Genomic DNA, 14,727 nt, shown 5'->3' on the forward strand with positions numbered 1-14,727 from the left:
GAATTCGCCGGAATCCCCGGTTGTTTTTGATCTGCACGGGAGGAACGATTCGTACACGGAGCGTCTTCTAGCAGCAAGAAGGGGGCCTGCCGCAAGATCTAAGATCTTTTGAGACAGCCCCCCCTGCTATGCCCAGCTGTTGCGTATTACGCTTTCCATTCGACCCATTCGCCATCCTGCGGAATTTCGATTTGTGCGCGCAGACCTTCCGCTGCCAGACGGCCAGATAGTCCCTCTCTTGTCACAAGGCAGTGGTTGATGGCTTCCATATGGACCGCAACCGCCTTTGTGTGGGGAGCATAACGTAGCAGTTCCACCACATCGTCCTCATCCATGATGATTGGATCTCCCGTGAGAAAACGGGCACCGCCGGCGTTGACCACCGTCATATCAGGCTTGTGGGCATCCAAAACTTCTTTCACTTCATCACACCAGATGGTATCGCCTGCTATATACAGGGTCGGCTGTCCTTCTGCCTTCAAAATAAAACCGGATACCTGCCCCATCATCTGACCGATCTCACCCGTACCGTGATGACCGCCGGTTCGGATTATCGTAACCCCTTCATATTCCAGGGTTTCCTGGACTGCCGTCACGGACGTAAAACCTTGCGATGCCAAGGTATCCTCGTCCCCCGGTTGACACAGAATCGGCGTCGTCTTTGGCAGTACATCCATAGCAGCTTGATCCCAGTGATCCAGGTGCAGGTGCGTGACCAGCACCGCGTTCGGACGGAGCTTGTCAGGCATGGAGAACGGCAGCGGCACAAGCGGATTCCGTCTGTCATTCGCAGTGTTGATGACCGGCGGGTTCGCCTTGGCATTGCTAAACATCGGATCGACCAGCAGTTCAAGATGGGCATACTGTATTCTTAACGTAGCATTACGTATAAGCTGAAGTTTCACTTTCATTTCCCCTTTGTTTCATTTAATATGGTTCTGAACCCATTATAGAGAACCCTATTATTCCCGCCTACAGCTTCGTGAAAGGAATTAGGGGAACTCACTTTCATCGTGAAAGGAAATGACCATGCCAAGCGCTCATGAACTCGACAAAGTCGATCTTCGCATATTACATCACCTGCTGGAGGATGCGAGCCTATCTCACAAAGCCATCGGACAGCAGGTACATTTGACAGGTCAAGCCGTCGGGGCCCGTGTTCGGAAGCTGCAGGATCTGGGTGTCATTGAAGGCTTTACGCTGCGCTGGAATCCGGACAAAATCGGTCTGACGGTTCATGCGTTTATTACCATGTTCATGGTGTTAAACACGGCTCATTCCGCCTTTGTATCCTTTGTTCAGTCACATGACATGGTTGCCGAAACCCATCGCGTCAGTGGTGAAGGGTGTTATTGGTTAAGAGTACGGGCCAGCTCACCCAAGGAATTGAATGATTTTCTGGAAGAGCTTCTGAAGTACGGCAATTATAAAGTCAGCCTGTCCATTGATCAGGTGAAATAAAAAAGAAGAAGCCGCGGATCCACGAGATCGGCGGTTTCTTCTTGGTATCTATTGTGAATTTTTCATATGATGCATTTTTAATGTAATTTCATTTATTTCACCGCGTTTTCTTCCGCCATCAATTCCCGCGCATATTCGTTCAAATTGATGGATTGGCCGTGATTCAACCTCGATTTCTCCGCCGCGAACGCAATAAGGTGGCTTCGCACGGAGGCACTAGCTGACGTCAGGCTCTCCTGCCCGTTATAGCTCCGAACCTCCTTCAGGAAGCTCGCCACAATTCCGCTGTCGCCCCCGCCATGCCCGCTGGACTGCGAAGGAATCGTGATCTCCGTTTTCTGTCCGGTCAGGAAATCGTAAACCGTAATCTTGCCTTCCTCTCCCCGAAGCTCGCCGCGGGTGCCCATGATCTGAATTCTGCGCTCCTGTTCATACGTGAATCCGCACATGCTGAACATCGCGGTGGCACCGCCCTCAAACTCCATGTTAACGACCTGATGATCGACCACATTGTTATCGCTCCGATATACGCAGCGGCCATAGTCCGTATCGCGAAGCCCTTGAATGATGTTCGGCTTGGTCAGCTCCTGGGTGAAATGCCCCGCCCATCCCTTGTACTGGTCGCTCAAGTAAAACCGCGGTGCCGAATACGGACAGGTTGGTTCCACCTGGCAATCGAGGCACCGATCGGCCGAACCTTCGGGAGCCTGCTCCTCCCGGAAATGCATCAGGGAGCCAAACGAAGTGACCTGCGTACACGGCCGGTCCATCAGCCACGACAGCACATCCATGTCATGGCAGGATTTAGCCAGTATCATCGGGCTTGCCTTGTCGGAGTTATTCCAATTCCCTCGCACAAAGCTGTGCGCGATATGCCAGTATCCCACATTCTCGTTCAGTTGGATCGAAGCCACCTCACCGATGGTCCCTTCCTGAATCACCCGTTTGATGGTACTCCAAAAAGGGGTATATCTCAGAACATGGCATATGGTCAGCAGCCGGTTGTTGCGAATGGCCGCCTGCTCCATCTCAAGACACTCCTTCGGTTCCGGAGACATCGGTTTCTCCAGAAGCACATGATACTGTTTCTCCAGAGCTTGCATGGTTGGGCCATAGTGCATGCGATCCTGTGTACAGATGACGGCGATATCGGCAAGGCAGGGCTCCGCCAGCAGCGGCTCCCAGGATTCATAACACCGTTCCGGAGGAATTCCATGCTTCTCGGCAAAACGGATTCGCCGCGCCGGATCGGCCTCGGCCACGGCCACGAAGGTCAGCTCATGCGGATAATCCAGGGCATAGGGGGCATACCCCCCGGCGCCGCGCGCGCCTGCCCCAATCAATATGGCTTTCAATTGTGTCATATCATGTCGCTCCTTTTAGGTTCTGCTACTCGCTTTTATTTGGTATATCGATCAGCCGCGGACTGGTAAATGACCAGATAGCGCTCCGACCCCATCTTTTGCAGGTTAGCTACGTATTGATCCCAGTTATCAAAGGACTCGTTGCCAGCTATGAATTTATCCCGCATCTCATCCACGTACGTATTAATGTCGGTCTGGATACCGGTAAGCTCGGACTGCTCATCGGCGGTAAAATTAAACGGCGGCCAGACCTTGTCTTGAGGTATGACGTACGGCTCAGCTTTTTTTGCATTCTCTACGGACGTCGGCAGGCCTTCTGCTCCCTTGAAATACTTCTGCTTCACGAAGCCCGGATAATATCCGCCAGGCCATATCAGATACTGCCCTACCGCCTGGTCCAGATTGAGACCCTCCGGATTGTTCTTGATCTCGTCCACATAATCCACATTGCCATCAGCATCTTCCTTATACGTTTCATCTTCCCAGCCCATGAAGAACATGCGGATGCCCTCGTCACTGTAGAAGTAATCCATCCAGCGGATCAGCGCGGCTGGATTCTTCGCTTTATCGGTCAGGACAAACATCCCAATGTTCCCCAGCGGAGAGCCCGTGGCGCTGAACATCTGATCGCCGTGCGGCCCCTTCAATACCGGAAGCCCTACATAACCCTCTTGGTTGTAGATGGCGATCGGGTCCACATTATCAACGACGCCGAGAAGACCTTCTACGCCTTTGGCGTCTACCTCCGTGCTCTTCACGGACATGATATCCTGCTCCAACAGGCCGTCCTTGTACAGCTTGTTCACGAACTGAAGCAGTTCCTTGTATCTTGGATCCGTCGGAATGAACCGGACCTTTCCGCTCGCCGGATCGGTATCCACGTTAATGTTCGAGGTTCCGTGATAATTGAGGCCGAACGAACCGCGCAAATAGTTGACGATACCGGTAGTTCCCACGCCGCCCCATGCATATTCATCCTTCTGGCCGTTGCCGTTCGGATCCTTCTCCTTAAACGCTTTCATCATATCGTAGAATTCATCCAGCGTCTGCGGCTCTTGAAGGCCAAGCTTTGTCAGCCACTCCGACTTCACCCACGGCGTTCCGTACAGCACGGACCGGAATTCCGGATCGTACAGCGTCGGAAGCCCGTAAATGTTGCCGTCCGGCATCGTAATCCCCTTCTCGATGACAGGATATTTCTCCATCAATGCCTTGAAATTCGGCGCATATTGATCAATCAGGTCATTCAGCGGGATAAAAGCGCCCTGCTTGCCGTATTTTAGCAGATCTGGCCTCGGGAATGCGGAAGCATAGAACATTTCCGGATAATCGCCGCCGGCGAGCAGCAGATTCCGTTTTTCCGCCAAGTTGTCCTTGTGCACCGTGTCCCACTGTACCTGAATATTGGTCATTTTCTCATATTCCTGCCACAGCTTGATGTTGTTCCAGTCCGCGTTGGCAAAGAACTTTCCGGCAAATCCGGTCACCGTCATCTTGTCACTGACAATCGGAAACCCGGTCTCATTAATCGCTGTTTTCCCTTCACCCGCGGAGTCCGATTCAGCCGTTCCTCCCGAACCTTTCGAACTGCAGCCCACCGTCAACGATACCGACAACATGCAGGTCAACAGAAGACTTCCCCATTGCTTCAGCTTCATCCGTAATCCTCCCCTTTTCATGTTCCATCCATATATCCATGCAAGGAATTATCCTTTGATGGCCCCAATCATAACGCCTTTGACAAAATACCGCTGCAGGAACGGATAGAGCGCCAGCACGGGAATATTAGCCACGACCAGCACCGCGTACTTAATGCCCTCCACTTCCCTTTGCTGCTTGATCGCCGATTCGGTCGACATTTTGACCATGTCGTTCGTTTGCCCCTGAATCAGAATTTCGCGCAGGATGAGCTGCAGCGGAAATTTATCTTTATCCGATAAATACAGAAGTGCATTGAAGAACGCATTCCAATGACCGACCGCATAGAACAAAATGGTCACCGCGATAATCGGCATGGACAGCGGCAGTATAATCCGGGTCAAAATTTTAATGTTCGAGCATCCATCGATCGTCGCGGCCTCCTGCAGCTCGCCGGGTATGGACTGCTGAAAGAAGGTACGCATAATGATGATATTCCAGATGGATACAGCATTCGGGATAATCATGACCCAGAGCGTATTCAGCATGCCGAGGTTCTTGATCAGCAAGTACGTCGGAATGAGTCCTCCGCTGAAAAACATCGTGAAGACCAGCAGCGCCATGATGGCATTTCGCCCGACAAAATCCTTCCGCGACAGCGGATAGGCTGCAAGGATGGTCATTGTGAGATTAATGAATGTGCCAAGCGACGTATACACCAGCGTATTGGTAAAGCCGCTGATGATATCCTTGTTCTGGAAAATTTTCACATAGGAATTCAGGTTGACTCCCTTGGGCCACAGCAGCATCTCGCCCCTCAGAACCGCCTGCGGGTCGCTAAACGATGCGCTGAGCACAAAGACCAGCGGGTACATAACAATGATGGTGACCAGGATCAGAATCGTATAGTTGATAACATTAAAAATGCGGTCCCCTCTGGTTTCAATTTGCATGGCTCTTTCGCTCCCCTCTTTACCAAAGACTGGTCTCGCTCACGCGCTTCGAAATAAAGTTCACGACGACCAGCAGGACAAAATTGATGACGGAATTAAACAATCCGATGGCTGCGGAGAAACTGTACTCGGCATTCTGAATCCCCATTCGGTAGACATAGGTGGCAATAATGTCGGAGCTATCCATATTCAGGTTGTTTTGCATCAGGAGCACCTTCTCAAACCCGATCCCCATAATGCTGCCCATGTTCAGGATCAAGAGGATGATGATCGTTGGCATAATACCTGGGATGTTAATATGCCATATGCGCTGAAGCCTGGTCGCACCATCGACACGCGCAGCTTCGTGCAGTTGGTTGTCTATGCCGGCAAGGGCTGCCAAATAGATAATAGAGCTCCAGCCCATGGTCTGCCATACATCCGATAGAACGTACAGAGATTTGAACCAGGAGGGCTCCGTCATGAAATTGATCGGCTGACCGCCAAACATTTCAATAAAATGATTGATGATGCCGTAGCGGGGCGACAGGAAAATCATCATCATCCCGACAACAACCACGGTAGACAGAAAGTGAGGAGCATACGTGATGGTCTGCACGAATTTCTTGAAACGTTCAGCCCGAACCTCGTTCATGAGTAAAGCCAGAATAATCGGGATCGGAAAACCGACAGCAAGGCTGTATAAACCGATGCCCAGCGTGTTCTTAATCAGGCGCCAGAAATAATAACTGTTGAAAAAACGATCGAAGTGCTCAAAGCCGACCCACGGACTGCCCCATATCCCTTGCGTTGCTATAAAATCCTTAAAGGCGATCTGGATGCCGTACATCGGAACATACTGGAACAGGATGTAATAGGCGATGACCGGTGAAATCAGGGCATAAAGCTGCCAATTACGTAAAACACGATTCCACAGTAAGCGCTTACGTTTCGTTTCAGGTACCGCGGTTGCTGCGGGCTGCAGGGTCGTATTAGCCAATGAGCATCACCTCGTATGTATGGATTAGGTTAACCTCGTTTCACTAGCAAAGCGATCTTGACATGCCATTAAAGCATTGGGATATCCGCTCATTCGGCGGATCAGTTCCAATTCACATGAATGGAGTTTGGAAAGTACTCGTTTATGATTTCCCTCCTTTTCTCTGCAATCCGTCATATGACTAAGCTACCTCCACCTCAAGCTATCCGTTAGCCAATATGGTTTTTGGAGCGCACTATATGTTAGATATAGTAACGCAACATTTTTTTATAAATAAAACCCGAACAAGTCAGGTGTTATTTCATTTCTTGGATTTGTTTTGGATATTCATTTGGTTAATTCCGGATTTTATTTGGATATATATTGGTGTATGAAAGGCATAACGCTGAGCAAGCGCAGGGCCTAATACATTAATAAGGGGAATTGATTTATTCTTATAATCCATTTATATAAAAGAAATGAAAGCGCAAACAAAAACAAAGTGGAAATATGCGAAGTGTCGTTTATTCCGAATTCCAAAATCAGAAAATCTATTCCAAACATACCATTGATTTTCACTCATAATAATATAGCAATATGGCATTGTCAAACACTTTTTGGACTTTTTTTGGCGCAAAAATCTCAAACTTTAGGTAAAACCCGCAAAAAAACAGCTGTCGGATTTCAAGCCGACAGCTGTTCGATGATCCTTTTTTTATCTTTTTCATGTCAATTAATCATACACATTGAGTCAGTTAATTTCACTTTCTTGTGAAACTTGAGGACTCCCGAACAATCAATGAGCATGGCAGTAATATTTTGGTTCCCACCTTGAAATGTCCGTCCAAATAATCCACGATGGATTTGGCAGCCACCCTGCCGATCTCGTATTTGGGCACGGAAACCGAGGTTAACGGAGGCGTTGTATATTGGGCTACATCAATGTTATCCATCCCCACGATTGCGATATCTTCCGGTATGCGACCTTGATTCTCGACAACGGCACGCATGGCTGGAATGGCAAGCATGTCGCTGGCACAAAAAACAGCCGTTGGCCATAGCTCTTTGGGAAGCCCTCCCAATAGCTCGGACATCTTGCTGAAGCTCCGATCCACATTCCATCCCGTATTCATCAGCCACTCCTCGCGCACTTCCAGGTTGGCTTCCAGCATAGCGAATTTATATCCGACATACCGTTCTTCGCTCTCCATCTGCTTGGAATACGCAGGCCCCCCGATATAAGCGATTCGCGTGTGCCCCTGGTCAATCAGGTGGCGTACGGCTGCCCTCGCTGATAAAATCCGGTCACAGTCTACAACGGGCACGGTCAGCCGCTCATCATTCAAACTCACACCCATGATGGCAACTCCGGCCTGCTGTATCAGTTCAAACAGCTCCTTGTCGTACCAGCTGACGGCTACAATCCCCTGGGCTCCTGTCTCCCTAAGCATAAGGCTTATTTTGTCCGCATCGCCGATTTCCTCGCATGTACGAACGATCGCCGGGGGCTGTCCGAGTTCCTCCATTTTTTTATGGAAACCGGCAAGAACCGTTGAGAAATACGGGTGGTCGTCCATCAGGTTTTGGGGCACGACACAGACAACCCGCTTATCGGCCATGCCGTTATCATGTACACTTTTGGATGGCTCAGGTAGTTTATATCCAAGATCAAGCGCAGCTTGCCTGATTTTCTGCTTGGTATCCTCGCTGACCGGACGGCTTGCATCATTGCTGATGGCCCGCGAAACCGTAGATATGGATACCCCGACCCGTTCGGCGATATCTTTAAGCTTAGCCAATCGCATCTCCTCCTTCGCAAAATTTGGAACCAAATTTTCCGCCATCCATTGATCATAGCATAAACTTTCTCATTTTGGGGCGTCAAATTGATGTCCATCTCATTGCTGAAAGGAAAGGTGATGTCTTGCCGATTCTTTGCGGATTCTTTCGTTTCCGGCAGTATGAAAATGCTGCATATCAGGCGCCGTTACAGCATAGCTGTCACCAGCGGTTACTCACATTAAGCTTCCAATGGCACGCGCTCTGTGCTCTCCCGCTTCCCTAATCGGAAAAGTACAAACGACACTCCCACGGCTATAGCAACGCCCCCGGCACCGATCCAGGTGATGGACGATAAGGACCATTGCTCCACGGCAACTCCTCCGATGCCTGCGCCCGCAGCCATGGCGAGCTGCATCACGGACTGGTTCAGGCCTAGCATAACCCCGGATGAATTCGGCTCCAGCTGAACGAGGTTATACTGCTGCGTCGGACCCGAAGACCAGGCGGATAACGACCATATTACAAGAATCGCAAACACGAAGATGACAGATACGGCTGCTTGGGTAAAGGTCAGAACGATTAGCGCAAGAATATGCAGAAGCATGCCACCGGTTAATGTAAGCGGCACTCCCCATCGATCCGTACTGAATCCGCCGAACTTGGAGCCGATAAGGCTGGCAATGCCAAAGGCAAACAGTGCTGCACTAATCAGACCTTCGTTCAGGCCGCTGACTTGAAGAAGGTAAGGAGACAGGTACGTATAGGCAATGGAGTACCCGCCTAGCCAGAAGAACGTGATCGCCAAACCGAGTGCGACTTTAGTCTTTTTGAGCAGCGCAAATTGCTGAAGCAGCGGCACGGGAGCATCTCCTTTTGTTTTCGGAATTGCTTTATGCAGCACGATCATTGAAACAACCCCTAGAATGGCAATGAAACCAAATACGGATTTCCATCCAAAAACAGCAGCTACGACACGACCGAGGGGGACGCCAATGATCAGGGAAGCTGTGAAGCCCATGACAACCGTAGCGATTGAACTCGCCTGTTTACCCGGCGGTGCGATTTTGGCGGCTATCCCGAGCGCCGTTACAACTACCATCCCTGCCCCCATCGCCATAATAACGCGCGCAATCACAAACGGAATATACCCCGGAAGGGCAAATGACAATAGATTCGCGATCACAAAAATACCCAATGAATAAACCAACAGCTTCCGTCTCTCCACTCTAGCGGTCAGCGCCATAAGAATAGGGGTCAAGATCGCATATACCAAAGAGAAAATCGTGATCAGCTGGCCAGCAGCGGTTATCGTAATTCCTAACGAATCCGCAATTTTATCCAAAACTCCCGATATAATATACTCTGATGTTCCCACTAAAAAACTAACGATAGCCAAAAAATAAATCTTCCATGCACCTGTCATAATTGCAAATTCCACCTTTACATTAAATTTATATATTGTGAATTGTCGATATGTTAAACCAACAAAAAGACATATCGCAATATATAGATATATAGTGCGGAGCAAGACTGAATGATTCCTTATTTCTTAAGGAATCATTCAGTACCTGCGTTATATCTCCTGCTTCAAATACTCTCCGATTTCTTGGATAACTTCTTCATCCCGCTTATAATACGTGAATTTTCCAAGCCGCTCCGTCTTGATCAAACCTGCCCGATGCAGAATCGATAAATATTGCGATGCGGTGGACTGCGTCATATTCAGTTTCTCGGTCACCTGGCTTACGCATACCCCGACTTTCCTCATATCAATCCCTTCGTGGGGTGTAAAATGTTGTTCCGGTTCCTTGAGCCACTGCAATATTTCAAGCCGCGATTCATTCGACAACGCTTTAAAAACTTCGATTGGTTTCATACGTATCATTATATCGAGAATTATCGATGTGTCAACCTATTTCCTCAAATACCTCCCGAACGAATGCCATAGCGTCTCATGGCACTCGCGTAGAACCATCCATTTGCCGTATGCAGCGCCGTCTCCTCGTCGATCCAGCCAGATAGGACCCGCTCCCACAGAAACTCGGCAGCCAGCTTCTTCACAAGTAAAATCTTGCCGTAACTCCATTCCATACAGCGGGCATCCGAGACGATAATCGAGCTCTTGCTTGCCGGGAGTGCCTCCAGACGGTACTGCATGCTGTCCCGGTAGGTGCTTGCCCGGAAGTTGAACCACCACATGCCGCCAACATGAACGTTCGGGAAATTCCAGGCAGCCTGTACCGCATCAAGATTGTTGAGCTCCGATGCAAGCACAAGCTCAAATTCACAACGATACGACTCAAACAAAGCGGTCAGCTTGAGAATCCGCTCTGTATCGTTTACCGGGAACGCCGTACCGCACCACGACCTCTCTACTCCCAGAAACAGCTGTACAAGCAGGCCGTTCCGCTCCGCAGCACCACATATGACATGCAGCAGCTCCATCAGAATGTCGTCACGCCCGCTTGCGGGCCCAATCTCCTTACGGATGTGCGAACTCGATTCATACCGCGGCAGCGTTGTCATGATGCCCGGGAGGCCAGCTTCACGAAATCCGCCGAGCAGCAGGTCAATCTCGCCTCTCACATCCAGAAAAGTCCTGGCCGGATCATTAGAATGCACCATGCGGTCAACCCATGGACCCAGCACCCCGTCAATCCGGGGGAGCAATACGGCATCATCCCGCATCCCTTGAAACGTTGCATGTTCCGGATGATTCACGACAAACCGGCGGATGTTCATCCGGTCTGCCGTTTGTTGTGCCCAGCCCTCTTCGGCGGACGCTTGCCGTACGCGAGCCATAGCTTCCTGCACCGAATGTTCATCCTTGATGGTGACTCCGTATAATTCACGCATAATGGAGGTAAATACCCAGTTCATCAGCGTGCTTCTCGTTGATTGATAGGCTTTTAGAAAAGCAGCAATTCGCTCCGCCTCCGGCAATTTATCCGCTTCATCCGGGTAGCCACCGGCTTGCAGCTCTCGGTAGAACCAGAAGTAATGGGCGATCTCCCAAAAGTCCCTTGCGCCAAGCCGGTCACCGATAAGATGGGTATGGGTATCGAAGACCGGCAGCCTCATGATTTGCTCGAAGAATACAGCTTGTTTGCCGCTCATATCATGCAAGCTCATGTGAACATCTCCTTCTCTTCATGAATCGGTTATTTCCGGTTTTCCGAGATGACAACGCCCTTCCCTTCGTTGTAGCGGTCTGTGGCTTCCTTAATAATCTCAAGGCCACCCTTCTTCTTATATTCCTCAATCACTTTCGGCCAATCCGAGATCGGCTCTCTGCCATAAATCATCTTGATCATATGATCGAGAACCAGCTTCGGCCCCACGTCATCGCCTTGCGGTGCGGTATCCGGATATTTGGAATACGCGTCCAATGCCGGGGAGAAGCGGATCGACCCCAGCCCTTCCTTGAAGACCACCGTGTCCATGAACTTGATCATGTCCTGCCCGTCCTCGGTCAACTCTTCCTTTGCCTTGTTGTACACCATATCGTGGACGAACCAGAACATGCTGCGGAAACCGTCTTCATCCATGGCTTCAGGCGTGGATGGAGGCGTGAACTTGATTGCGCCGTTCTCCCGGGTGTAAGTTTCACCTTCAATCCCGAACGAGAAATATGTCTCCGCCTCCGGCGTCAGCATCCAGTCAAAAAACTTGATAATGCCGATGGCCTTCTCCTCTGAGACCTTGCTATTAATATAGTAAGACGTATTAATGCTTGAATACAGAAGATGGCCTCCGGTGTTCTCCGGACCGCGCGGCGATGCAATGATATCAACCTTGGCGTCTGGTACGGCATTTTTCAGCTTGCCGCGGAAGCCTGCCAAAAGCTGGGCGTTGGCGGACCACATGCCGGATTTACCGCTCTCAATGTTTTTGCCATAGTCACTGGAGGTCAGGGTCGCAAAATCTTTCGGAATCAGACCTTCATCGTACATGGTCTTATAGGTCTCCAGTGCTTTCGTCATATTTTCCACGTCAAAGAACTTGGGAACAACCTCCCCGTTCTGCAGTTCGTACTGGGATGGCAGCACATCGAACGCCCCCAGAATCGTGTCGGCATATTTAAAGTTCTCCCGCATTTGATACGGGAACTCAACGCCTTCCTTCTTCATCTCACGCATTACGTCCAAAAATTCATCCACCGTTTTTGGTGCCGGGAGCCCTGTCTTTTCCAGCAAATCGGTCCGGATATACAGCCCTCTCCGGGACGGGTTGGACAGCCATGCCGGTATTCCATAAATTTTGCCGTCATAGCTTGTCTCCTGCCAGGCTTCCTTCGGCACACTCTTCATCAAATTCGGAGCATGCTCCTTCAGCAAGTCGTCAAGCGGCATAAATACGCCTGCTTCTACGGAACCGGACATCCCCTTGCTTGTAGCCCCTCCCACGTTCTGAACGACATCAGGAATATCATTAGAGGCAAACATTAAAGTCATTTTGCTATCGAAGTCCTTCAGTGGAAGCATGGTCAGTTCAATATCCGTATTGGTCAGCTTCTCAAGCTCCTTCACCCATCTCTCTTCATTTACATCCTTCGAACGCTCGACATGTTTATTTCCGCTGGTTGCCATAGACATCGTGAAGGACAGCTTGCCATCAGCCGCACCGCCCGAAGAACCGGGGGTTCCGCCATCCGCTTCCTTGGCACCGTTACAGCCGACCGCCGTTAAGGCGATTAGCGCGCTCATCAAAACCAAACTCCATCTTCTGCTCATCCATATCGCTTCCTTCCATATTTCTCTCGGATTGTTTACCTTTGCCACTTCTGATAACTGCTCGAATTTCGAGCTGCTCATCTCCTTGTAAACCGGATATCCCTTTCCCCCTTGAGCATCTCAACTCAAAATCTAAAGCGCTCTCATAATAACATCCAACTTCCGGATATTAACATGTACTTTCTTCTGATCGCATGTGTTTTCATATGCTGTCCGTCTTTCATTACTAGATTTTCTTATCGGAATGCTGATGAACAAAAGCAAGTATTCTTGCATTCACCTCTTCCGGAAACTCGCCATTGATGGCATGCGAGGCGCCAGGCCAGTTCTCGATTTGAATATTCGGCACATGGGTCTTGCCCATACCTGACTCTATCAGCCTTGCAATTGGATCACTGTCATCCGCCTTGGTTCTGCCTGAAAAGTAGCTAATCCGAACACGGCCGAATGCCGTCTCGACATCCTTCGTTTCAAGCGGAGGAGGGAGAAACTTCATGGCATCTTCATAAGCCGCCTCGAACTCTGCCTTTCCCTTCTCTGAGAGGTAGCGCCCTTGGAGGAATTTATGGCGGGGATCACTCAGCAGTTCAGCTGAAAATTAGAAACCACCAGCTCCGATTATAACGGGAGCTGGTGGTTTCAGGTAATTCATCATTAATTGGATGACAGAGGCTGTGTCTTTCCTCCGCCCCGCACGGCTGGCAGCAGGGACAGCAGACCGAGAAGAGCCAAGAACGCACCAACCCATAAGGGAGAGGCCAGACCTAGCCCGGCATCTATGGTCATTCCACCCGTAGAGGAGCCGACAACAACCCCCAAGCTGATAACAGAACCATGAACCGTCGTTACAAGTGACCCCGTATCGGCGACCCTTATCACCCGGGTAGCCATCGCCGGGTTCATTGGCACACCCACCAGACCAACAAGCACAACAGCGATCATGGCAACGACCGGGCTGTGAACGAACAGTCCAAATACCATCAAGGCAGCGGCTAAGGTAATCAGCCCTATCGTGAGAATCGGCAGCATATAATGATCCGCCAGCCTGCCGGCAACCACATTGCCAAGCACCGTGGCCACGCCGTATACGCCTAGCAGGATTGGAACCGACGAAACACTGAATCCAGCAAGCTCGGTTAAGATTGGCGAGAAATAACTGAATGCGGCAAAGGTTGCGCCTATAATCAGCATGCTTGTAGCATAAGCAGCCCACAGCCGGCGATTCTTAAAGGCAGCCAGCTCTTGCCGGATGCCAGCCTTCTCTGGCTTCGGCAGGGATGGAATCGTAAACAGTCCTACCAGTCCTGAAACAAGCAGCAGGACAACCACGGCCCAGAAGCTGGCACGCCAGCCAAGCAGCTGCTCGATCCACATCGCCAGCGGAACTCCGATCGCGGTAGCAACCATCAATCCGCCGATAACGATAGAGCTTGCGCGTCCCCGCGACTCCGGATCAACAAGGCTGAAGGAGATAGCGAGCGATACACCGAACGCGGCAGCGGAGGAAAGCCCTGTAATGATCCGCGCCGCCATCATGACTTCGTAATTCGGGGCTATGGCGCCTAAAGTCTGTCCCATTAGGAAGATAACGGACACGGTCATGAAGGTTTGTTTGGGCCTCACTTTCAACAGCCCTATCGTCAGCAGCGGCCCTCCTACGATCATCCCGACTGCATATGCGGTAATGAGATACCCGATGGCGGCAATCGAAACGTTGAATTCCGCTGCAAGCGAAGGCATAATGCCAGCCACCATAAATTCGGAGGTGGTCATTGAGAAGATCATTAGGCCTAATACATAAATGGAAAAAGGCAATGGGAACAGCTCCTATCATAATT

General features: G+C 50.4%; 12 protein-coding genes and 1 pseudogene. 1 reads left to right on the plus strand and 12 read right to left on the minus strand.

The genetic code is table 11. The annotated features are described in order from the left end of the window. Nucleotides 1-146: 146 nt before the first annotated feature. Nucleotides 147-905 carry an MBL fold metallo-hydrolase gene (locus ACOZB4_RS06490; protein ID WP_379406276.1) on the minus strand — a complete coding sequence of 253 codons (759 nt, stop codon included), beginning with the start codon at nucleotides 903-905 and terminating at the stop codon, nucleotides 147-149. A 124-nt stretch (nucleotides 906-1,029) separates the two neighbouring features. Here ACOZB4_RS06490 and ACOZB4_RS06495 point away from each other — a divergent pair, with 124 nt between their 5' ends. Then, nucleotides 1,030-1,461, plus strand: coding sequence for an Lrp/AsnC family transcriptional regulator (locus ACOZB4_RS06495; RefSeq protein ID WP_339267036.1), 432 nt, complete (start codon nucleotides 1,030-1,032; stop codon nucleotides 1,459-1,461). A 92-nt stretch (nucleotides 1,462-1,553) separates the two neighbouring features. Here the strand turns inward: ACOZB4_RS06495 and ACOZB4_RS06500 are convergent, their stop codons facing one another. From ACOZB4_RS06500 to ACOZB4_RS06550, 11 genes and pseudogenes are all read right to left on the minus strand, one after another. Continuing rightward, entirely contained in the window at nucleotides 1,554-2,825 is a 1,272-nt protein-coding gene (locus ACOZB4_RS06500) for a Gfo/Idh/MocA family protein (protein WP_213643757.1), read from the minus strand. 35 nt (nucleotides 2,826-2,860) lie between these two features. Further along, on the minus strand, nucleotides 2,861-4,483 hold the full coding sequence (locus ACOZB4_RS06505) for an extracellular solute-binding protein (RefSeq protein WP_379406275.1): 1,623 nt from the start codon (nucleotides 4,481-4,483) through the stop codon (nucleotides 2,861-2,863). A 48-nt stretch (nucleotides 4,484-4,531) separates the two neighbouring features. Then, nucleotides 4,532-5,416, minus strand: coding sequence for a carbohydrate ABC transporter permease (locus tag ACOZB4_RS06510; RefSeq protein WP_113060632.1), 885 nt, complete (start codon nucleotides 5,414-5,416; stop codon nucleotides 4,532-4,534). A gap of 19 nt (nucleotides 5,417-5,435) precedes the next feature. After that, nucleotides 5,436-6,395, minus strand: a complete 960-nt coding sequence (locus ACOZB4_RS06515; protein ID WP_339267041.1) for an ABC transporter permease — start codon at nucleotides 6,393-6,395, stop codon at nucleotides 5,436-5,438. A gap of 740 nt (nucleotides 6,396-7,135) precedes the next feature. Continuing rightward, nucleotides 7,136-8,173, minus strand: coding sequence for a LacI family DNA-binding transcriptional regulator (locus ACOZB4_RS06520; RefSeq protein WP_379406274.1), 1,038 nt, complete (start codon nucleotides 8,171-8,173; stop codon nucleotides 7,136-7,138). A gap of 221 nt (nucleotides 8,174-8,394) precedes the next feature. Next, a complete protein-coding gene (locus tag ACOZB4_RS06525; protein WP_339267045.1) occupies nucleotides 8,395-9,579 on the minus strand; it encodes an MFS transporter in 1,185 nt (394 codons plus the stop codon). Nucleotides 9,580-9,729: 150 nt separating this feature from the next. Further along, on the minus strand, nucleotides 9,730-10,032 hold the full coding sequence (locus tag ACOZB4_RS06530; RefSeq protein ID WP_076324483.1) for an ArsR/SmtB family transcription factor: 303 nt from the start codon (nucleotides 10,030-10,032) through the stop codon (nucleotides 9,730-9,732). 44 nt (nucleotides 10,033-10,076) lie between these two features. After that, nucleotides 10,077-11,288: a glucuronate isomerase gene (locus ACOZB4_RS06535; protein WP_379406273.1), complete on the minus strand. Its 1,212-nt coding sequence runs from the start codon at nucleotides 11,286-11,288 to the stop codon at nucleotides 10,077-10,079. A 29-nt stretch (nucleotides 11,289-11,317) separates the two neighbouring features. Beyond that, nucleotides 11,318-12,889 carry an extracellular solute-binding protein gene (locus ACOZB4_RS06540; protein ID WP_379406396.1) on the minus strand — a complete coding sequence of 524 codons (1,572 nt, stop codon included), beginning with the start codon at nucleotides 12,887-12,889 and terminating at the stop codon, nucleotides 11,318-11,320. Between the two features lie 226 nt (nucleotides 12,890-13,115). Beyond that, nucleotides 13,116-13,322, minus strand: a pseudogene (locus tag ACOZB4_RS06545) (alpha/beta fold hydrolase); the annotation flags it as partial. Between the two features lie 221 nt (nucleotides 13,323-13,543). After that, a complete protein-coding gene (locus ACOZB4_RS06550; protein ID WP_379406272.1) occupies nucleotides 13,544-14,704 on the minus strand; it encodes an MFS transporter in 1,161 nt (386 codons plus the stop codon). Nucleotides 14,705-14,727 lie beyond the last annotated feature (23 nt).

The sequence above is a fragment of the Paenibacillus sp. NPDC058898 genome, from assembly GCF_049316025.1.
Taxonomy (GTDB): Bacteria; Bacillota; Bacilli; order Paenibacillales; family Paenibacillaceae; genus Paenibacillus_AQ.